At 46.7% G+C, this 19,985-nt stretch carries 21 protein-coding genes; 14 read left to right on the top strand and 7 right to left on the bottom strand.

Features of this window, described 5'->3' with window-relative positions; translation table 11 throughout:
* Positions 1 to 203 precede the first annotated feature (203 nt).
* Positions 204 to 782: a competence protein ComK gene (locus tag P3X63_RS06165; RefSeq protein ID WP_026586304.1), complete on the top strand. Its 579-nt coding sequence runs from the start codon at positions 204 to 206 to the stop codon at positions 780 to 782.
* Here the strand turns inward: P3X63_RS06165 and P3X63_RS06170 are convergent.
* Positions 776 to 1,141 (bottom strand): YhjD family protein, encoded by a 366-nt coding sequence (locus tag P3X63_RS06170; RefSeq protein ID WP_026586305.1) that lies wholly within the window; start codon positions 1,139 to 1,141, stop codon positions 776 to 778. The two genes, P3X63_RS06165 and P3X63_RS06170, sit on opposite strands and share 7 nt — an antisense overlap.
* Positions 1,142 to 1,345: 204 nt before the next feature.
* Between P3X63_RS06170 and P3X63_RS06175 the strand changes: the two genes are divergently transcribed.
* Together P3X63_RS06175 and lepB are read left to right on the top strand one after the other, a co-directional pair.
* Positions 1,346 to 1,957: a TVP38/TMEM64 family protein gene (locus P3X63_RS06175; RefSeq protein WP_035427984.1), complete on the top strand. Its 612-nt coding sequence runs from the start codon at positions 1,346 to 1,348 to the stop codon at positions 1,955 to 1,957.
* 12 nt (positions 1,958 to 1,969) lie between these two features.
* Complete coding sequence (gene lepB, locus P3X63_RS06180) at positions 1,970 to 2,485, top strand: signal peptidase I (RefSeq protein WP_026586307.1); 516 nt, start codon at positions 1,970 to 1,972, stop codon at positions 2,483 to 2,485.
* 53 nt (positions 2,486 to 2,538) lie between these two features.
* On the opposite strand, the gene P3X63_RS06185 is transcribed toward lepB, so the two are convergent.
* Positions 2,539 to 4,311: a S8 family peptidase gene (locus P3X63_RS06185; RefSeq protein WP_277692603.1), complete on the bottom strand. Its 1,773-nt coding sequence runs from the start codon at positions 4,309 to 4,311 to the stop codon at positions 2,539 to 2,541.
* Positions 4,312 to 4,815: 504 nt separating this feature from the next.
* On the opposite strand from P3X63_RS06185, the gene P3X63_RS06190 reads away from it, so the two are divergent.
* The 7 genes from P3X63_RS06190 to melA all read left to right on the top strand — a co-directional run bounded on the left by P3X63_RS06190 (position 4,816) and on the right by melA (position 11,847).
* Positions 4,816 to 5,919, top strand: coding sequence for a Rap family tetratricopeptide repeat protein (locus P3X63_RS06190; RefSeq protein WP_026586309.1), 1,104 nt, complete (start codon positions 4,816 to 4,818; stop codon positions 5,917 to 5,919).
* Entirely contained in the window at positions 5,916 to 6,032 is a 117-nt protein-coding gene (locus P3X63_RS06195; protein WP_026586310.1) for a hypothetical protein, read from the top strand. The genes P3X63_RS06190 and P3X63_RS06195 overlap by 4 nt, the downstream gene beginning before the upstream one ends.
* 314 nt (positions 6,033 to 6,346) lie before the next feature.
* Entirely contained in the window at positions 6,347 to 7,387 is a 1,041-nt protein-coding gene (locus P3X63_RS06200; protein ID WP_277692604.1) for a LacI family DNA-binding transcriptional regulator, read from the top strand.
* Positions 7,388 to 7,489: 102 nt separating this feature from the next.
* Positions 7,490 to 8,740: an ABC transporter substrate-binding protein gene (locus P3X63_RS06205; RefSeq protein WP_277692894.1), complete on the top strand. Its 1,251-nt coding sequence runs from the start codon at positions 7,490 to 7,492 to the stop codon at positions 8,738 to 8,740.
* Between the two features lie 20 nt (positions 8,741 to 8,760).
* A complete protein-coding gene (locus P3X63_RS06210) occupies positions 8,761 to 9,687 on the top strand; it encodes a carbohydrate ABC transporter permease (protein ID WP_277692895.1) in 927 nt (308 codons plus the stop codon).
* Between the two features lie 51 nt (positions 9,688 to 9,738).
* Positions 9,739 to 10,518: a carbohydrate ABC transporter permease gene (locus tag P3X63_RS06215; RefSeq protein ID WP_409445083.1), complete on the top strand. Its 780-nt coding sequence runs from the start codon at positions 9,739 to 9,741 to the stop codon at positions 10,516 to 10,518.
* A gap of 30 nt (positions 10,519 to 10,548) precedes the next feature.
* Positions 10,549 to 11,847 (top strand): alpha-glucosidase/alpha-galactosidase, encoded by a 1,299-nt coding sequence (gene melA / locus P3X63_RS06220; RefSeq protein ID WP_277692605.1) that lies wholly within the window; start codon positions 10,549 to 10,551, stop codon positions 11,845 to 11,847.
* Positions 11,848 to 11,874: 27 nt separating this feature from the next.
* Here the strand turns inward: melA and P3X63_RS06225 are convergent, their stop codons facing one another.
* On the bottom strand, positions 11,875 to 13,029 hold the full coding sequence (locus P3X63_RS06225; protein ID WP_026586317.1) for an AbrB family transcriptional regulator: 1,155 nt from the start codon (positions 13,027 to 13,029) through the stop codon (positions 11,875 to 11,877).
* A 223-nt stretch (positions 13,030 to 13,252) separates the two neighbouring features.
* On the opposite strand from P3X63_RS06225, the gene P3X63_RS06230 reads away from it, so the two are divergent.
* From P3X63_RS06230 to P3X63_RS06240, 3 genes are read left to right on the top strand one after another with little or no spacing between them, the layout of a single operon-like run.
* On the top strand, positions 13,253 to 13,495 hold the full coding sequence (locus tag P3X63_RS06230; RefSeq protein ID WP_026586318.1) for a spore coat associated protein CotJA: 243 nt from the start codon (positions 13,253 to 13,255) through the stop codon (positions 13,493 to 13,495).
* Complete coding sequence (locus P3X63_RS06235) at positions 13,492 to 13,755, top strand: spore coat protein CotJB (RefSeq protein WP_026586319.1); 264 nt, start codon at positions 13,492 to 13,494, stop codon at positions 13,753 to 13,755. Before P3X63_RS06230 ends, P3X63_RS06235 begins: the two co-directional genes overlap by 4 nt.
* A 21-nt stretch (positions 13,756 to 13,776) precedes the next feature.
* Complete coding sequence (locus tag P3X63_RS06240) at positions 13,777 to 14,346, top strand: manganese catalase family protein (RefSeq protein ID WP_026586320.1); 570 nt, start codon at positions 13,777 to 13,779, stop codon at positions 14,344 to 14,346.
* 56 nt (positions 14,347 to 14,402) lie between these two features.
* Here P3X63_RS06240 and P3X63_RS06245 read toward each other — a convergent pair whose 3' ends face one another.
* A complete protein-coding gene (locus P3X63_RS06245) occupies positions 14,403 to 16,022 on the bottom strand; it encodes an AMP-binding protein (protein WP_277692606.1) in 1,620 nt (539 codons plus the stop codon).
* Between the two features lie 96 nt (positions 16,023 to 16,118).
* Here P3X63_RS06245 and P3X63_RS06250 point away from each other — a divergent pair, with 96 nt between their 5' ends.
* Complete coding sequence (locus P3X63_RS06250; RefSeq protein ID WP_163170554.1) at positions 16,119 to 16,277, top strand: hypothetical protein; 159 nt, start codon at positions 16,119 to 16,121, stop codon at positions 16,275 to 16,277.
* A gap of 289 nt (positions 16,278 to 16,566) precedes the next feature.
* Here the strand turns inward: P3X63_RS06250 and P3X63_RS06255 are convergent, their stop codons facing one another.
* The 3 genes from P3X63_RS06255 to P3X63_RS06265 all read right to left on the bottom strand — a co-directional run bounded on the left by P3X63_RS06255 (position 16,567) and on the right by P3X63_RS06265 (position 19,921).
* Positions 16,567 to 17,808 carry a cell wall-binding repeat-containing protein gene (locus P3X63_RS06255; RefSeq protein ID WP_277692607.1) on the bottom strand — a complete coding sequence of 414 codons (1,242 nt, stop codon included), beginning with the start codon at positions 17,806 to 17,808 and terminating at the stop codon, positions 16,567 to 16,569.
* A gap of 72 nt (positions 17,809 to 17,880) precedes the next feature.
* Positions 17,881 to 19,248, bottom strand: coding sequence for a sensor histidine kinase (locus tag P3X63_RS06260; RefSeq protein WP_277692608.1), 1,368 nt, complete (start codon positions 19,246 to 19,248; stop codon positions 17,881 to 17,883).
* Positions 19,229 to 19,921, bottom strand: a complete 693-nt coding sequence (locus P3X63_RS06265) for a response regulator transcription factor (RefSeq protein ID WP_026586324.1) — start codon at positions 19,919 to 19,921, stop codon at positions 19,229 to 19,231. Before P3X63_RS06265 ends, P3X63_RS06260 begins: the two co-directional genes overlap by 20 nt.
* Between the last annotated feature and the right edge of the window lie 64 nt (positions 19,922 to 19,985).

The following is a 19,985-nucleotide window of genomic DNA, read 5'->3' on the forward strand; positions in this document are numbered from 1 at the left end:
TAGAAAATTATTTGAGTAAGCATGTTTTATGATAATAAAAGTTTGTAAATTCGGACACAAAAAAGCAAGTTTGGCAGAATAAAAAATAAAAATGGAATTGTAAAAACATATTTTCAAATTAATTGGAAAAAATCCTGTCGTTTTTTAGAGGATAATGTTAGATTAATAGTATAAATTTACTAATGTTTAGGAGGATCATGCTGATGAGCACAGAGGATATGACAATGGATTCGTATGAAGTAAACCGTTCGACAATGGCCGTTCTGCCTCTGGGAGAGGGGGAAATACCCGCTTCAAAAGTACTTGAAACCGAAAGGACATTCAGGGTCAATATGAGACCTTTTCAAATCATAGAAAGAAGCTGCCGTTATTTCGGCTCAAGCTATGCCGGAAGAAAAGCCGGCACGTATGAAGTGATTAAGGTTTCCCACAAGCCGCCGATCATGGTGGACCATTCAAACAACATTTTTCTTTTTCCCACATTCTCCTCAACGAGGCCTCAGTGCGGGTGGCTTTCCCATGCACATGTTCACGAATTTTGCGCGGCGAAATATGACAATACATGCGTCACGTTTGTGAACGGGGAAACGTTGGAGCTGCCCGTGTCCATCACATCTTTCGAGAATCAGGTTTACCGAACGGCATGGCTGAGAACCAAATTTCAGGACAGGATTGAAGGCGGAGCCATGCAGAAAAAGCAGGAATTTATGCTTTATCCGAAAGAAGACCGAAACCAGCTGATCTACGAGTTCATCCTCAGAGAGCTGAAAAAGCGCTACTGACCGGGTTCAGCCGCGAATAAATAGTGCTCCAAAAGCGCGGCGACCTGATTGCGAATGCGGGGGTTGAAGTAATTGTGCTCCTCCTCGTATCCTTCATAGATGAAGGAATACATCGTAAACGCTTCGTCCCGGGACACTTCATGAACTTTGACGTTTCGTTTTCGCAAATCGTTTTTGACATCGTGTAAATCGCGCTGAGCCAGCTTCAGCGCCTGCTCAATCAGGCGCAGATAAGGATCTTTCAGCTTGAACGGCCCCTGCTGGATGATGCTGAAATCCCGATTTAATATGCTGATGGCCATCGGAAGGTAAATCGCCTTTTCAATCGTGTCCCTGATGTCGGCGGGAATTCTTGTCATGGCATTTCTCCTCTTTCTTGTGTTAGGAACGTTTGTTCTTGTTTTTATTTTACACGAAAAGCTGTTCTTTTTTCAAGAACGGGAAAAAATGACTAAAATGTTATGGTTGAATCAGACTAATACAGAAACTGCTGAAGACAGATGATTTAAAGTTTTTCTGTTAACGTGTAGAATAGAAGTAGACAACCGTCTCGAGGAGAATAAATGGTGGAGCAATTTTTTAGTTATTTTACAGAAGAGAATTTAGCAGACTTTTTTCAGAGCTATCGGGCTTTTGGTCCTTTTGTTGCCATACTGCTGCCGTTCATTGAAGCGCTTCTTCCGTTTTTGCCGCTGATTGTGTTTGTGGTTGCCAATGTCAATTCGTTCGGTTTATGGCAGGGATTCATCTTGACTTGGATCGGAGCATCTGCGGGCTCGATCGCCGTTTTCCTCTTCATCCGCCATTTCGGCCAGCAAAAAGCTCTTGGATTTATCCGCAGGCATCCGTCTGTGAAAAAGCTGATGATCTGGGTGGAAAAACGGGGCTTCGGTCCTTTGTTTCTGCTGCTCTGTTTTCCGTTCACACCTTCTGCCGCGGTGAATGTTGTGGCCGGGCTTTCGAGAATCAGCCTGCTGCCCTTTTCGCTTGCGGTGCTGTGCGGAAAGTCCGTGATGATTTTTATGGTGAGCTTCGTTGGCCATGACCTGAAGGCGCTGTTTACACAGCCTTTAAGAACAGCCGGGGTCATGATCGTGATTTTGATTTTATGGTACGCCGGAAAACGGGTTGAACATCGTCTGAATGTGAAATTCAGCCAGAGAGAGAATGACTAGGGGGACATAGTATTGAAAAAACGTTTTTGGGTCATAGCCGGAGTCCTTTTCATCATCATTGGAATTCAGGTGAAAAATGCCGTCTTTATTGAGTATAAGGTCGAGGGAGTCAGCATGAACCCAACGTTTCAGGAGGGCAACAAGCTTTTGATCAACCGGTTCGCCCATCATTTTCAAACGATCGGCAGGTTTGATATCGTGCTGTTTAAAGGACCTGAAAAAGATATATTCATCAAACGGGTCATCGGACTTCCCGGAGAAACGCTCAGATATGAAGATGATCAGCTTTACATTAATGAAAAAAAGATCAAAGAGCCCTATCTGGACGACTTGAAAGCTGTTACGGCAGGCGGAGACCTGACCGGGGATTTTACGCTCAAGGAAGTGACGGGAGAGGAGAAAATTCCGGCAAACCATTACTTCGTGCTCGGAGACAACAGAATCCACAGCAATGACAGCCGCCATTTCGGCTTTGTATCAGATAAGGACATTGTCGGTATTGTCGCGGAAAAAATCGATGAGAAGTGAAAATTCAGACAGATGAAAAACCTTTAAGGCGGCTCCTTAAAGGTTTTTTCGTCTTACTTCAGCTTAATCGCGTTCAGCCGTTTTTGCAGTTTCGTTTTTTCAGCCGATGCTTTCAGCTTGTTGACCGCTGATTGTGCGGCTGATTTTGTTTTTTTCGTTCTTCTTTGTTCAGCCGTTTTGACTTTGGCTTTTGCTGTTTTCACTTTTTGTGTGTATGCGGCGGCTTTCTTTTTTACGTTGTCCAGCCGTTTTTGCAGCTTTGTTTTATCATTCCCAGCAAGCAGTTCATTGATCGCTTTTTGCGCTTTGCTGATCTTTGTGTCGCTCGCTGTTTTTTCCGCTCTGGCAACGGCATTCCGGGCGGTTGTAAGCAAGTTTGAGCGGACCGCATTGATCCGTTTTTGCAAGTTTGTTTTGACAGGCCCTTTGTCGAGCTCATTGACCGCTGTTTGGGCGGCGTCGGCATGGGCTTTCTTTTTCTGTTTTTCAGCGAGCTTTACTTTGCTTTCGGCCGTTTTTTTGAGCTGATTTTCCACGCTGTTCAGCCTTTTGCGCAAATTGGTTTTGTCAACGTTCGCAGGGAGCGGATTGATCGTGTTTTGCGCCTTGTCGATGTCGGCTCTTTTCTTGCTCTTTTCCGCTTTTGCGACGGCTTTCTGCGCTTTTTCCAATTGAGCGTCCGCCTCTTTAAAACGGATCAGCCCGTAGCCAAACAGCGAATCGCGACCCGGTGCGCCTAAATCGCTCGTGAAAAACTGCATTTTTCTGCGGAGCTCGCTATTTGTACTCGCCGGATACATCTGTTTTAACAGAGCGAACATGCCCGCAACGTGCGGAACGGCTTGGGAAGTTCCACTTGAGCTCGCGTATTTGCGGTTTACATATGTGCTGATAATGGATGTTCCCGGAGCGGAAAACTCGACGGCCGCACCTGTATTGGAAAACGATGCGAGCTGATTCTTTTCATTTGTAGCTGAAACGGCAATCACACTGCTGTAGGCCGCCGGATAATAGACGGATGTTTTGTTTCCGTCATTGCCGCTGGCCGCCACAAGAAGGATGCCTTTTTTGTAGGCCCGGTCTGCGGCATCGTGCAAAATTTGGCTGTCACCTGATACGACAAGGCTCATATTGATGATGTCGATGTTGTGCTGGATCGACCAGTCGATGGCTTTTAATATGCTTTTAAGATCGCCTGAGCCGGTTTTATCAAGCACTTTTACCGCATACAGCTCAGCGCCGGGGGCGATGCCGTCGATTCCAAAGCCGTTATGCTTCGCACCGATAATTCCGGCAACATGTGTGCCATGGCCGTTGTCATCACGGTATGAAGCGGTATAGTCCACCATTGAGACTCCGCCGGCGATTGACAGCTCATCATGAGGTGAAATGCCGCTGTCTAGAACTGCGGTTCTCACATGTTTTCCGGTTAAACCTTTGTGCCAGGCAAGGTCAGCTTGAATCGGCTTGATATTCCATTGCGCAAATGAGCCGGTGTTTTGCTCTGTTCCGCTGGAAACGGCTTTGAATGCTGTAGCGTCGGCAGCCTTAACCGGAGCATTGTTTTCGACATACAGCACATCCGGGTCATGTTCCAATTTGCGCACCGTTTTTTCATCAGCGGTGACGGCTGCTGCGGGAAGCTTGCGGTAAACGTGTTCGACTGAATCGGCCTGCTCCATGACCGCTTCTTTGCCGCTGTTGTTTTTATAGACGACGATAACCTCTTTTTCTTTGTCACGGCCTTCTGCTTGAACATGCGGTGTCATCGCGAAGAAGCTAAAAAACAATACGCCGGAAAGCGCGGTTTTTCCAATCTTTTTCATTCAGCTCTCCTCCTGATTTGTGCGGCGTTTTCTTTATATATCGGAGCATTTTTGATTTTTCAAAGCTAAGAAAGCGCGCATTTCTAAAATAAAAGGATGAAAAAAGCGCAAAGCGGGATGAGGCAAAATTACGCTTGATAAGGCTGTGCACTTAGAGCTGGGAGCGCAGGGAAAAAACTTGAGGCTCCAGTTCAGCCGGAGGAAACGGAGATGTGCACATCTATGGAATGGGGAAACACTATCATACATCAACAGGCGCCTTAACTATGCCTGCATAAGCTCTTTTGGATACCTGAAGGCAAGGGTGTTTTTTGATGCGTCAACAGACCCTTATTTTCATGTTGATTAGAGTCAAAAGACCTGAAAGTAACAGAAATGAATTGAGAATAGAGAGGTGAAATTGGCAAAGTGTGAAAAATGAACTAATGCTAAAGGGGAAATTATAGTATGATATGAATAAAGAAAAATACAAAAAAATAGAAGACTGGAAGAAAGGAGCTCCAAATGAACAAGATCGCCGCGGAAGAAGTCGCCAATACCCTCAACTCATGGTACCGCGCCATCAGAAGAAATGATACGGAACAGTCGATCCGCTTATTTGAAGAAATCAAACCGATGCTGGCAGAGATGGCGGAGGATCAGGAGGTTTTAATCTACTATTCCTTGCTGGAGCTGAGACATAAAATCATGCTGTATGATACGAGGGGAGAAAAGATTGAGCAGCAAGAGGATTTAACAAACGGCGACAGCGCTGCATCACATATGACTTCGTATTACTACTACCTGTTTTCGGGAGCATACGAAGTGTATAAAAAAAATTACGAAGAGGCGATCAGTTTTTACAAGATCGCTGAAAAAAAGCTTGCCAATGTCCATGATCAAATCGAAGTGGCGCAATTCCACGACAAAGTCGGAAAACTTTACTATTACCTGGGGCAGAATATCGTTTCATTAAATCATACACGGCAAGCGATGGAGATATTTAGATGTTATGAAGACCATCATTTGAATCTTGTCTCTACATATATCACGATGGCGGGCAATTATACGGAAATGGGAAAGTATAAAGAAGCGGAAGAATATTTAACCGAGGCCATCAATACGGCAAGAGCCGCCGGTGACCATTTCAAAGAAATGCAGCTTTTGCATAATTTCGGTCTTCTATATGCAGCGATGGATCAGTCAGAAAAGAGCATCAGCTTTCTGGAAACCGTATTGGCCGATCGCGCATATGCCGCTTCAGACTATTATTTCAACGCTGTATTTTTAATGATTAAGGAACTGTTTAAAATAGGGGAGCATGACCGGGCCGTCGCTTTTTACGAAGAGGGGAAGGAAAGGTCGAAAGGCATGCAGAATGATATATTTGACGCGAAAATCGATATTCTCTATGCAACCTATGCAGGAGGTGGTGAGAAGGCGATCGATGACTGCAAAAACTGTCTCGAGGTCTTATTCAAATCAAAGCAGTATGACAGTGTGCGCGAACTTTCACTCTTAACGGCCAATGTCTACAGGCAAAAGTCTCTTTATAAAGAGGCCGCCTATTTCTTTTTGGAAGCCATTAAAGCAGAAGAAGAGATGAAAAAAGTGGAGGGAATGTCATGAAAAAGCTTTTCATTGTGACCGCAATCGGTGTTGCTCTATGTTCAGGATGGTTTATGGCTGAACATCATGCTGAAGCAGGAGGCATGCATGTTGCCGAAAAGATGGTCGGATAAAAGCGCGGGGGAAAATCCGTCTTGGAGATCAAGGCGGATTTTTTGCATGTTTACTGTATTTTACGCGTGGCTGAACATAACGAATCAGCGGCCGGTGAAAATGGGAGAAGGATCATTGCGGATGGAACAGCAAAAAAAACCTTCTGTCACTCATCGGCCGTTATATTCAGTAAAAGCACCCGGTTAAGCCGGGTGTATTTTACTGCTAATTAAAATCTAAATATTTTTAATATTGAAAACGTTTTCTCTGTCTGTTACGATATTTTTAGTAAACTTTTAGTGAATATGGATTCTATAGACAGGCGGGGATGAACATGGCAACCATTAAGGATATAGCGCTTCAAGCAAAAGTATCAAGCACAACCGTTTCCAGAGTGCTGAATCATGATCAAACACTGTCGGTAGCACCTGAAACAAGGCAGCGGATTTTGGATATTGCCCATCAGCTCGGATACAAGAACTCCAGGAAACGCCGCGATGAGCAGGCTCCAGCAGCCGAAGGAGGAAGCCCGCGGATCGGCATCGTCGTCTGCCAGACGCAGGAAGAGGAATTGAATGATCCGTATTTTTATTCGATCAGACAGGGGATTGAAAGCGAGTGTTTTGAAAAAGGAGTCTTTATTACGAAGTTCATTCAACTCAGCAGCATCCGCTCCAGCCAGCCTGTCGGCGATGTCGACGGCTTGATCGTGATCGGCAGAATCAATTTTGCCGGATTGAGGCAAATCGTCGGTGAGGCGGCAAAGGTCGTTTATATTAATCATACTGACAGTGAAGAACAGCACGACTCCGTCGTCGTCGATTTTCAGAAAGCGGCGGCCAGGGCGGTAAATCATCTGAAATCGCTCGGTTGCAAGCGGATCGGCTATATCGGCGGACGGGAGAAGGAACATTTTAGAATCAGCGATCAAAAGACAGAAACGGTTGAAATTGAAGACAAGCGGCTGACAACATTTTTGGAGATGGCGGGTGCGGAGAATGCGGACAATGTCTATATCGGAGAATATACGATGCAGCAAGGCTACGAGCTGATGAAACAGGCGCTTCTTGCAAAACATGTGCCTGAAGCTTTCTTTATCGCCAGCGATTCGATGGCGATCGGCACATTAAGAGCCTTGCGGGAATCAGGTATCAAGGTTCCGGAGGATGTCGCGCTCGTCAGCTTTAACGGCATTGAAGCAGCCGAATTTGCAAATCCGCCTCTTTCGACCGTGAAGGTCCATACGGAAGAAATGGGGCGAACCGGTGTCAAACTGCTGCTGGACCGGATCAGCGGCAGAAGTCTGCCGCTGCAAGTGACGGTCCCCTCAGAGCTCATCATCCGTGAGAGCTGCGGATCCGGCAGAAGAGATTGACTAAGTTGAATAAGCCTAAAAGGAGGTGATTCCAATTTGTTCACTAAACTTTAGTGAAGATATGTTTTGCGGCATTCAAAAATCATAAGCTGAGGTGAAATGATGAAAAAGTTGATTTTCTCTTTTACTCTCCTTTTTTTATTGGCCTCTTTGGCAGCCGGCTGTTCCGGAAAAACCGCTGGGAAGCAAGACGGCGACATCACCTTGACCATGTTTTCAACAATGACAAATGACAGTGAAAAAAAGGCCCTCAGAAGACTTGCCGATGATTTTGAAAAAGAGAATAAGGGGGTTAAGGTTGATATCAATTTCCCGGGGGCCGACTACGAAAATATGCTGCGCGTCAAAATGGCGGCGAATGATATGCCCGACTTGTTCGACACCCATGGATGGGCGAAAATCCGCTACGGCGAATATACGGCCGACTTAAAGGATATGGACTGGGTCAAACAGCTTGATCCCAACCTTGATCCGATTTTAAAGGACGAGGACGGCAAAGTATACGCCTATCCATTTAATCAGGCGAAAGACGGTATCGTCTATAACGCAGACCTTCTCAAGAAATACAATATCAAGCCTCCGGAGACACTTGACGAACTGTTGAAGGCGCTGGAGGCAGTCAAAGAAAAAAGCGGCGGCGATGTCATTCCTTTTTGGTTCGCCGGTTCTGATAAAGGTGCCCTGGCCCAGTTTTATGATCAGCTTGCTACACCACTGCTCATCACAGATCAACACCACAATGAAGAAAAAGCCCTGCTGGAAGGGACATTCGACTGGTCGAAATACACCCTGCTGGCGGATACATTCAAAAAAATGCAGGACAAACAACTGATCAATCAAGATATTTTGACGGCAAAATCCTCACAGCTGGTTGAATTGATGGTGCAGGGAAAAATCGCCTTTACACTGTCGGTGACATCGATCGGGGCTGATACGAAAGAGGTGAATCCAGATATCCAATTGGGCGTCATCCCGACACCGGCCGTACATGAAGGTGACAAACCGAGCTGGATCGGAGGAGAACGCCACACGGTTGCCGCCTGGAAAGATTCTGAACATCTCGATGAAGCGAAGCGGTTTATCGAATTTGCCGCACAGCCCAAATATGTGAAAATGATCGCTGAAGCCACTTCATTTCCTCAAGCTTTAACCAACACACAAGCTGAAAACGACTATGCCAAGTATTATGAGCAGTATCGGGATATTAAAACCGAGCCCTATTTTGACCGTGTCTATCTGCCGAGCGGAATGTGGGACGTGATGGGGACGACCGGACAGGAGCTGCTGGCCGGCACGCTGACACCGAAGCAAGTGTCGGAAAAAGAGGAATACAGCAGATTGAAGAAACAGTGAAAAATAGAAGGGGGGACATGATGAGCGAATTAGCTAAAGAAAAAAACCTTGCGATGGCAAAAAGGAAGAGGAAATCTTTATTAAAAGTCAGCATCCCGTTATGGTGGATGTATTTTCCCGCTTTGCTGCTTGTGTCAGTCTTTATGATCTACCCGTTTCTAAACGGAATCAAAATCACATTTACGAACTGGAACGGCTTTTCGCAAACCTATGACTGGATCGGTTTTGGCCAATATAAACGGATGCTTTTCGACCCCGCAACATGGCTTGTCGTCAGAAATACACTGCTGTACGGCTTGGGCAGCACGATTTGGCAAAACGTCATCGGACTTCTCTACGCTCTTCTTCTGTTTCAAAGCATTAAAATGAAAGCGGTGACAAGAACGGTTGTTTATCTGCCGGTCATCATCAGCCCGCTGATTATGGGATACATCTGGTATTTTTTCTTCTCTTATGAAGGCGGGGCATTGAATGATCTGCTCAAGCTGTTTGGCACAGGACCTGTCAATGTTTTGAGCAGTCCGGAGATCAACCCCTGGATTATTGTTTTCGTCAATTCCTATCAATTTGTCGGAATTGCGATGGTCATCTATTTAGCAGGGCTTGGAAGCATTCCAAAAGATTGTTATGAAGCGGCGCAGATCGACGGAGCAAGCGCTTTTCAGCAGTTTTGGAAAATTACGCTGCCGCTGTTGATGCCGTCTGTGACGATTAACATGGTGATCAACATCATCGGCGGGTTAAAGCTGTTTGATGTCATTTTGGCGCTCACCGGCGGGGGGCCGGGAAATGCATCACAATCGATGTCGACGTTTATGTATGATTTGTATTTTAAGAGACAGGATGCCGGGTATGCAGCCGCACAAGGCGTGCTGATGGCGGCGATGATTCTGTTGATCAGCTTCAGCGCCCTTATTTATTTTAAACGCAAGGAGGTGGAAGCATAGGTGAATTGTTCGTACAAAAAGAGACGGGCTGTATGGACGGGGCTCTCTGTTATCATTACCGTTTTTCACCTTGTTCCTTTCTATATTCTGCTGACGACAGCGCTTAAGGAAAAGGGGGATTTCAGCTCGAAATGGAAGTTTCCCGGCGAATTCAGCCTTGCCAATTTTACGGAGGCTTGGGAAAAAGCCGGTCTGGCCAATGCATTCTACAACACCGCTGTGATTACATGTGTCTCCGCTGTTCTATTGGTCTTGCTCGGTTCACTGGCCGCCTACCCGCTTGCAAGGCGCCGGACGAAACTGAACCAGGCCGTTTATTTCTTATTTATTGCGATCATGATTATCCCGCCGCTGACCTCCATGGTTCCTTTATACAAGATGGTGGTTGAGCTCGGCATGCTGAACACGTATGAGATTGCGATATTGAATAATACCGCGGCCTACATGCCTTTGACGATTTTTTTATACGCCGGTTTTATCCGCTCTACCATCCCGCAGGAGCTTGAAGAAGCGGCCAGGATGGACGGAGCGAGCACAGCCGGGATCTTCTTCAAAATCGTTTTTCCTTTGCTGAAGCCGGTGACGGCGACAATCTGCATTATTGCGTGTGTTTTCATTTGGAACGATTATCAATTTTCGATTTTTTTCCTGCAGGATAAAGAAGTGCAGACGCTGACGGTGGCGATCGCCGGCTTCTTTGGGCAAAACGCGAACAATCTGCATCTGGTGGCCGCTGCTTCACTGATGGCGATGCTGCCAATGACCATTCTATTTTTGTTTCTGCAAAAATACTTTATCAAGGGATTGTCATCAGGAGCACTGAAAGGCTGAGCAAAATTGAAGACAGGAAGGAAGATGTGAATGTCTAAAATCGCTTTTATCGGAGCGGGGAGCACCATTTTTGCGAAAAATGTATTGGGGGACTGTCTGATGGTTCCGGCGCTTGAAGGATTTGAATTTGCTTTATACGACATCGATCCGAAGCGTCTGAAAGAATCGAAGGAGATGCTTGAACACTTGAAAAATCGCTATAATGAAAGCATTTCGATCCGCGCGTATGATGATCGGAAAAAAGCCTTGCAGGGAGCGAAATATATCATCAATGCGATTCAGGTCGGCGGGTATAAACCGAGCACGGTTATCGATTTTGCGATTCCGAAGAAATACGGGCTCAAGCAGACGATCGGAGATACGGTCGGAATCGGCGGGATTTTCAGAGCGCTTCGCACAATTCCCGTTTTATTGGATATGGCAAAGGATATCGAAAGCGTTGCAGGCGACGCATGGTTTTTAAATTACTCAAATCCGATGGCTTCTTTGACAGGGGCGTTGCTTCGCTATACCGGTGTGAAAACGGTCGGCCTTTGCCACAGTGTCCAGGTGTGCACGCAAGACCTCTTTGAGACGCTCGGTATGGAACATCAAGGAATCGAGGAAAAAATCGCCGGCATCAATCATATGGCCTGGTTGTTGGAAGTGAAAAGGGATGGCAGAGATTTATATCCGGAAATTAAAAAAAGGGCGAAAGAAAAGCAGAAAACAAAGCATCATGATATGGTCAGGTTTGAACTGATGGATAAATTCGGCTACTATGTGACTGAATCCTCCGAACACAACGCTGAATACCACCCTTATTTCATTAAAAGCCGGTATCCCGAACTGATCGAGGGGCTGAATATTCCGATTGATGAGTATTTGAGAAGGTGTGAAGAGCAGATCCAAAACTGGGAAGACATGCGCGATGAAATCGTTGGCAACCAGCATTTGACGCATGATCGGTCAAAGGAATACGGATCGCGAATCATCGAAGCGATCGAAACGAATCAGCCTTTCACATTCGGCGGAAATGTGCTGAATCGGGGACTGATCACAAACCTTCCGGAAAAAGCCGTTGTTGAAGTCACCTGTGTGGCCGAGCGGAACCGAATTACCCCATGTATTGCCGGAGAACTGCCCGAACAGCTGGCCGCTTTAAACCGGACCAATATCAATACACAGCTTTTGACGATAGAAGCAGCCATCACGAAAAAGAAAGAGCACATATACCAAGCTGCATTGCTTGATCCGCATACATCGGCGGAATTGTCGATGGATGACATCGTCAAGATGTGTGATGAACTGATAGAAGCACATGGCGAATGGCTCCCTGCATTTCAATAGGGGAATAAAAAAGCCAGAGCAGAAGGATCAGCCTTCGGCTCTGGCTTTTTTCATATGCGGATGCGCCGATTTTTCCGATCTTTGGTGCAAAAGGCGAAAAAACGGCGGCAGCATCGCAATAACGAGCACGACTCTTAACACTTGGACGGCCACAACAAAAGTCGAATCGGCATGGAGGGAAACGGAAGTCGTCGCCATCTCCGCGATTCCTCCCGGAGCAAACGCCAAGATGGCTGTCGTTAGGGAAATGCCCGCAGCCTTTGCGGTCACGGCGGCGCTTAAGATCATGGCGATGATCAGGCCGACAGAGCCGGCAAGCGCAACGATGAGCGTCTGCCTGGCGCCGATAAACATCTCTTTTTTGATCTTGGACCCGATCGTTGCTCCGAGGCAAACTTGTGACAGCACAGAAAAACCGTGGGGCCACCATGCCGTCGGGGTGAATCCGGTCAATGGACCACAGGCGATCTGCACCACGGCTGCGGAAATCATGCTTCCGAGCAGCCAGGGCGCCGGAAACCTTAACACTCTTAATGCTTTGCATGCCCAAAACGCGGCCAGAACCAAAAGCGCCGTCCAGATGATGTGGGATGGTGCAAATGCCGAGGTTCCGCCTGCGGCAATCTGATGAACGGTGCCCTGAGACGCGGGCTGTTTTGAATTAATGAAAAAAACGAAAAAGGGGATCGTCATCACAACCAAAAGCACCCGTATCATCTGGACGAGGCTGACGATTGCCGTATTCGCTCCCACTTCCTGGGCGATTCCGGGCATGGCGGAAAGGCCGCCCGGAGCCGTCCCTACAAAACTCGTCAGCATATCCGCCTTGCTGAATCTCCATAAGACAAATCCGGAAAGCATTGCGAAAACAACGGAAAGGAGCAGCATGACACTGACGATCAGCCAATTTTCCTTGAAAATTGACATCACAGACATGTTGATTTTTTGGCCAAGCTCTATTCCCAATAGCATTTGCCCTAAATTGAGCCATCCTTTAGCAATTCCATTTGGTCTGATCGCTGTTTTCAGCGGGTCCGGCCGAAGTAAGGATAAACATGAGGCAGCGGCCATCGTGCCGACCATCCAGCCGATCGTCATCCCGGTCAATGAGAGAAGAAATCCCCCAAGGCTGCTGATCAATATCAATAAAAGATCCCGAAGGAATTCATGTTGTTCCCTCAAATTAAAACCCTTCTTCCTGTATGCTGCGATATGATTTTGTTCACTAGGTAAAGTATTTTCTATATATAACTATAATATAATTTTAGTGATTGGTAAAATACGAATTTATTTAAAAGATTGATAAGAAAAGCTGATCACTGAAAAACCGAGCTTGGCAAAACATATCAGACAGCCGATTTGAATACATTGAATTAGATTCCATCACAAATAGAGGTGAACCGATGTGAAACATTCGAAGGAATCATTCACCAAGGTCAAATCATACGTCCCGTTCCGCGGCCCTTTTGACCCGTGTCCGCCGCTTGGCAAAAGGTATTACAGAACCCCTCCCAATCTGTATTTAGGCTTCCAGCCCCGCGGTCTCCCGCAGTTTTCGCCGATGGAGGCTTTAAAAAGAGGGACGCTTTGGCCCGTTTTCTATGATCATTATGAGAATCCGTATGAAGATGGGAGGTCAGGGGGGTGAAGAACTCATTATCGGAAGACTACTATCAAAAGCTTCATGAGATTCAGGCCGTCGACTTTGTCCTGATCGAGTTGATGCTGTACCTTGACACACATCCTGATGATACGGATGCGATCCAGCAATACAATCAGTACGCCCGGTATGCCAGAAAGCTGAAAGCGGCGTTTGAATCAAGGTTCGGACCGCTCACACAGGGAAGTCCCGATCAGACGGAATCATATTGGAGCTGGAAACGAAGTCCTTGGCCATGGCAAGTTTAAAGAAGGAAGGGAGTCAGGTTCATGTGGCTGTATGAGAAAAAACTGCAATACCCCGTGAGAGTGAGGGAATGCAACCCAAGGCTTGCAAAATATTTAATTGAACAGTACGGCGGAGCGGACGGTGAATTGGCGGCAGCGCTGCGTTATTTGAACCAGCGCTACAGCATTCCTGACAAAGTCGTCGGCCTCCTCACAGATATCGGCACTGAAGAATTCGCCCATTTGGAAATGATCGCGACAATGGTATACAAATTAACAAAAGACGCGACACCGGAACAGCTGAAGGAAGCCGGGCTCGGCGCTCATTACGCTGATCATGACAAAGCCCTGTTTTATCACAATGCGGCCGGTGTTCCGTTCACAGCTACATATATCCAGGCAAAAGGAGATCCGATTGCCGATTTATATGAAGACATCGCGGCGGAAGAAAAAGCGAGGGCGACGTATCAGTGGCTGATCGATATGTCTGATGATCCCGATTTAAACGACGGGCTGGCGTTTTTAAGAGAAAGGGAAATCGTTCACTCGCAGCGCTTCCGTGAAGCAGTCGAAATTTTAAAAGAAGAGCGGGATCGCAAAAAAGTGTTTTAAACATGTGTAAAAAAGCCGAACATCCTTTATCACGGTATGTTCGGCTTTTTGATGTCCTATATTGTTGCCGCCCCTGCCAATAACGCTTGGGCGCGGTCTCTTAAAATGTATTTTTGCACTTTTCCCGAAGCCGTCAGCGGATATTCATCAATCAGAAATACGTATTCAGGAATTTTATAATAGGAAAGCTGCCCTTTGCAAAATGTCCTCACGTCTTCAAGCGTCAGCGTTTTGCCCGGTTTGCACTTGATAAAGGCCGCCGTTTTTTCTCCGTATTTTTCATCGGGGACGCCGACGACCTGAACATCGACGATATCTTCGTGTCCATAAAGGAACTCTTCAATTTCCCGCGGATAAATATTTTCCCCGCCGCGGACAATCATATCTTTTAAACGGCCGGTGATTCTGACATAACCATCCCGGTCCATTTCGGCGAGATCGCCGGTGTGAAGCCAGCCATCCTCATCAATCGCCTTGTTTGTCGCCTCATCCATCTTATAGTATCCCTTCATGACAAGATACCCTCTTGTGCACAATTCGCCTTGCTGATCAGGCCCGAGCGTTTCGCCCGTATCAGGATCGATGATTTTCATCTCGACATGCGGGTGCACCTTTCCGACTGTTTCGACGCGGCGTTCGATCGTGTCGGTGACGGTCGTCTGTGTAATCACAGGCGATGACTCCGTCTGTCCGTATGCGATCGTGATGTCTGTCATATTCATCTGTTTCATCACTTTCTTCATCACTTCTTTCGGGCACGGAGATCCCGCCATGATGCCGGTTCGCAGTGAAGAAAGGTCATATTTTGCAAAGTTGGGATGGGTGAGCTCTGCGATAAACATCGTCGGCACGCCCTGCAGTCCCGTGCACCTTTCTTGTTCGACCGTTTGTAAAACCGTTTCAGGCTTAAATTCGATGATCGGCAGCATGGCCGCACCGACCGACACACAAGCAAGCGTGCTGAGCACACAGCCGAAACAATGAAAGAGCGGTACGGGGATGCACAATCGATCTTCGCTCCCAAGCCCCATTCTCTCAGCGACAATCGCCGCATTGTTGACGATGTTATGGTGTGTCAGCATGACACCTTTTGGAAATCCTGTCGTTCCTGACGTATATTGCATGTTGATGACATCATCGTGTGTGAGGGACTGTTCTCTGGTCCAGAGAGCGTCATCAGAAACGGTTTCGCCTTTTTTCGCGATGTCGGCAAACGGCATCAAATGTTCCGGCGTTTCTCCCTTTCCAAGATAGACGAGCCTTGTCAGCTTTGACAGTTTTCCGTCCTTCTTGATCGACTGAATCATCTCGATATATGATGTGCCCTTATAGCCGTCCATCAGAAAAAGGGTGGTGGAATCCGAATGATCCAATAAGTATTCAAGCTCTCTCGCCTGATAGCTGGTGTTGACGGTCACCAGCACGGCGCCGATTCTCGCGGTTGCGAACTGAAGCAGGATCCATTCGGGAATGTTCGTTGCCCAGATGGCCACATGCTCCCCTTTTTGAATACCGAGCGCCATTAAGCCTTTTGCTATTATAGCGGTTTCTTCAGCAAGCTCCCGATACGAATAACGCAAGCCGAGTTCGGCATACACAACCGCTTCATGATGCGGAAACCTGTCAGCGGCTGATTTTAATAAAGTACCGATGGTTTCTTTCTTTAATGTTTTCATAGTGCCTTTTACCTCCTGGGGGCCATGTTGTTTTTATTATAGCACTTTGTTCTAGTACCAGGTACTATAAAGTGTTCGTTTGAAGCCGAAGAGCTGATGAAAAAACCTGTTATGGCAAAAGCCGATCTGATTCATGACAATGCCACTTTCGGCCATTCAACAGAGATGAGCTGGCTTCATCTGCTTTTAACAGAAAACAGCTTTCTGCACGTACAAGTTATCCCCGAAATGGAAGGGAAAAGGCCGTACGGGTGAGAGAAACCCTGCGCGCGATTGCTGAAGCAGACAGGAGAATCAGCTTTCTTGGTAAGGTGGATGCCGAATTAGCAGAAGAGGTTTGCGCGCTGCCCCTTTTTAAAATAAAATTCGCGTCAAAGCGGGCGGCGCCATAAAGGGGATTGCCCTCAATGATGAAGGGCGGATCAATTTATAGAGCATCTGGTTCAAAAGGTGAGCTGTTCTTTGAATACAGCTGGGATTGTTCGAATCTGTTGCTCGTGCGCTTGCAATAAGAAAGAGGCTCTTGATCAGAGCCTCTCTTCACTTAATGACCGGAATGTCCTCCGTCTTTCGATTTGATCTCGAGAATATCGTCAAGAATGCCTTGCGTCTGAAACGAAATGTCATCTTCTGAGCCGAGGATAAACCCATGATTGTAAGGCCCGTCCTGCGGATACTTCTCAAAAAAAGGTTCGATATCGGCTAAATAGGAGTACACGCTTTGGTCAGCCTGTCCGTCTTTCAGCAAAAGCAGAGGCGCGTGTTTTCCTAAATGGGAAAATGGCGCTCCCGCGAGAGCGAGCTCAGGCTTTGCAGTTGATGCAAAGGATAAGCCGTGTCCCGGATCTGTGACGCCCCAGCCGAAATCGGTGTCTTGATCTTTGAATTTTGCAAATGCGATCGAGTTTGTCACAGGATCGTTTCCGGATATTCTTTTGACGGTTCCATATTCCTTTAAAGCTTTTTCCGTTTTTTCAGAAACTGCTGCTGCAGGGCCGAGTATATAAATGTTCGCTTTGCCGTCTCTTTTCTTTAATGCTTGAGCTGTTGCTTCGGGAATGCCTTGATTGTCGATGTAAAGGAGTGGCTCAGGCATGTGTGCGATCCAATTGACACTAGGCAAAGTGTAAAGCTCCGCACGATCCTCGGAGGACCCGATGATGACGCTTTTCGGATATTCACCCGCTGAGCTTGCATATTCCTCATCTATTTTTTCGGCGATCTCCGCCGGCTTTTCGCCGGTCAGCTGTTTGACTTTATACGATTTCAAGACCTTGAGTGCCTGTTTGTCAAAATTTCCGACAGCCAGGATTTGCGTGCCGTCGGAGGTTCCCAATGGACTTAAGCGCTTGATTTCGTTCTGGACGTTAAGAGAGAGTTGGTCCGTATCAGTGAACAAAACCGGTCCGTTATTCGGGTGATGGATCAGATCCGCTGCGGCCAGTGCTGTTTGCCACGAATCTTTGGAAACCAAAATGACGGCTCCGGGTCTGTTTTGTTTATGGGTGGCTGGCCATATCGTTTGCGAGGTTTTAATGCTCAGCTCTTCAGGAGTTTTGGCATCAAGCCTTGTTGTGTTTTTCGTGTTTTTGACGATCAAGCCTTCGGCCGCTTGTTTGTTGAAATCAGACGGGAGTGAAGCGGTTGTTTTCTTTTCTGCATCCGAATGCTCTTTCATTTGATGGTCATCATGTCCATTCCCTTGGTTAGAGCCTGAATTTTGGCATGCCGCCAAGACGAGAACAAACAGAAGCATGACAAAAAGAAAGCCGGATTTCATTTTCACGGTGTTTTCCTCCTTCGTGGTTTTGCCGCATAGTATACCTGTAAAATGTGCAAAACTGATGCAGAAATTGTATTAAGCTTCAGCAGGCAGGGAAATGACAAATTCGCTTCCTTTCGGATGTCTGCCGTTTACCGTAATCTCGCCGCCGTGGTGTTCGACAATTTCTTTGACGATGGCAAGTCCCATTCCGGTGCCGCCTGTTTGTCTCGACCTCGATTTATCGATGCGGTAAAAGCGGTCAAAAATATAGTCCCGTTCGCCCTCCGGAATTCCGCAGCCTTCATCGGCAACCGTGATCATGATACGGTCATTTGAAACCGCAGCCGTGACAGTCACATTTGTATCATGTTCAGAATAATGGCGGGCATTATTCAGCAGGTTTGTGATCACTTGGGAAAACCGCGTTTCATCAATCGAAACATACAAGTCTGCGGGAATGTGAGAGAAAAGTCCGATTCGCTTTTCCGCAAAGGCGATTTGCGATTTCTGAACTTCCTTTTCCACAAAGGTTTGAAGGTGAATCGGTTTCTTCTTGATCTGAAAGCCGGGCTGCTTCAATCTTGTCAGTAAAAATAGATCATCGACAAGGCGGGTCATGTTATCAGATTCTTCTTGAATAATCGACAAATAATGATTTCTTGCGGCTGGATCAAGCTTATCTCTCATCGCGATGTCAGCATAACCTTTAATGTATGTGATCGGTGTCCGCAGTTCATGGGCTACGCTTGAGAGAAAGTCGTTCCGTTCTTTTTGCAGCCGGTTCAGATCTGAAGAAAGGTTTTCGATCGAAGCGGCAAGCTCTCCCAGCTCATCATTCCGTTTAATATTCAGCGAAATATTGTCCCGGCCTTCTGCTATTTTTTCGGTTTTCGCTTTCATCATGATGATCGGCCTCGTCAATAAACGGCTGAACACATAGATGGCGGCGATCGTTAAGATGCCGGTTAAGCCAAAGCTGATGAAAAAACGATGGGTGATATCCTTTACCAGCGTCTGGATGGAGGACGTATCCAAATACATGAAAACATAACCGATCGTATCCCTGCCTTTTATAATCGGACTGATTGTACAGATGTATTTCGACGTTTTCCAATGGGACTCCAGAACGGTGCCTGAAGCGGGAATGTTTTTTTCTTCGAAATGAAGGTGTGCCGTCATATCTCCGGAGACAGACTGAGCCAGCACATTTCGTTTATGATCGGTGATGATGACGTTTGTATCTGCCTCCGTTTCCATCTGAGCCACATGTTCGATCGTTTTTTTGTCAAAATGTTTTTCCAAGACGTCTCTGTGGCTGTTGCCTCTTCCTTTTAGGGCGTGGATCTCTTCATTTATTCTTGTGTTGACGATCGACGTATACAGCGTGATAAAAAGAATCGCTTCGATGAACAAGGTTAACACGAAAAATGATCCTGCAAGCTTAAATGAAATTTTTTGCATTCGGTTTAGTTCCTTTGCTCGTCCATTTATAACCGATCCCATAGACGGTCTGAAGATATTGTTGAACGGGAAAACCCGCTTTTTTCAAACGGTTCCGCAAATTTCTCATATGTGAATCCACGGTGCGGGGGTCGATGTCAGAGTTGAATCCCCAAACACGCTCGATCAATTGGTCTCTTGTCAGCACCTGGTCCTGATGGTTTAAGAGGATGCCGAGCAGTTCAAACTCGCATGGTGTGAGGCCGGCTTCATTGTTTTTGATGCGGACCATATGGTTTTGTTTATTCCAGATTAAATCGCTGAAACGGATTTCTGAGCGCCCCCCGGTCCTGCGCAAGACGGCTTCTATTCTTGCAAGCAGCACTTTTTCGCTGAACGGCTTCGTTAAATAATCGTCCGCTCCTTGCGTCAGCCCGCGGACGATGTCATCCTGCCCATTTTTGGCCGTGAGCATGATCATCGGGACGTTCGTGAGCTTGCGGATTTCAGCGCATAAGGTCCAGCCGTCCATTTCCGGCATCATGATGTCCAAGATGACCAAATCAAATGTTTGTTTTTCAATCAACCTCAGCGCTTCCTCTCCGGAAGCGGCTTTCGTACACGAGTACTTTTCCAAATAAAGTTCAAGCAGATCCAGCATCCGGATTTCGTCATCGATAAGCAGCACGTTCAATGTGTTTAGCACCTCTTTACTACCAAAAAATAGTGAAAATAAAAGATTGCTATTTTAAAAATAT

Origin of the sequence: Bacillus sp. HSf4, assembly GCF_029537375.1 — a bacterium.
GTDB lineage: Bacteria > Bacillota > Bacilli > Bacillales > Bacillaceae > Bacillus > Bacillus sonorensis_A.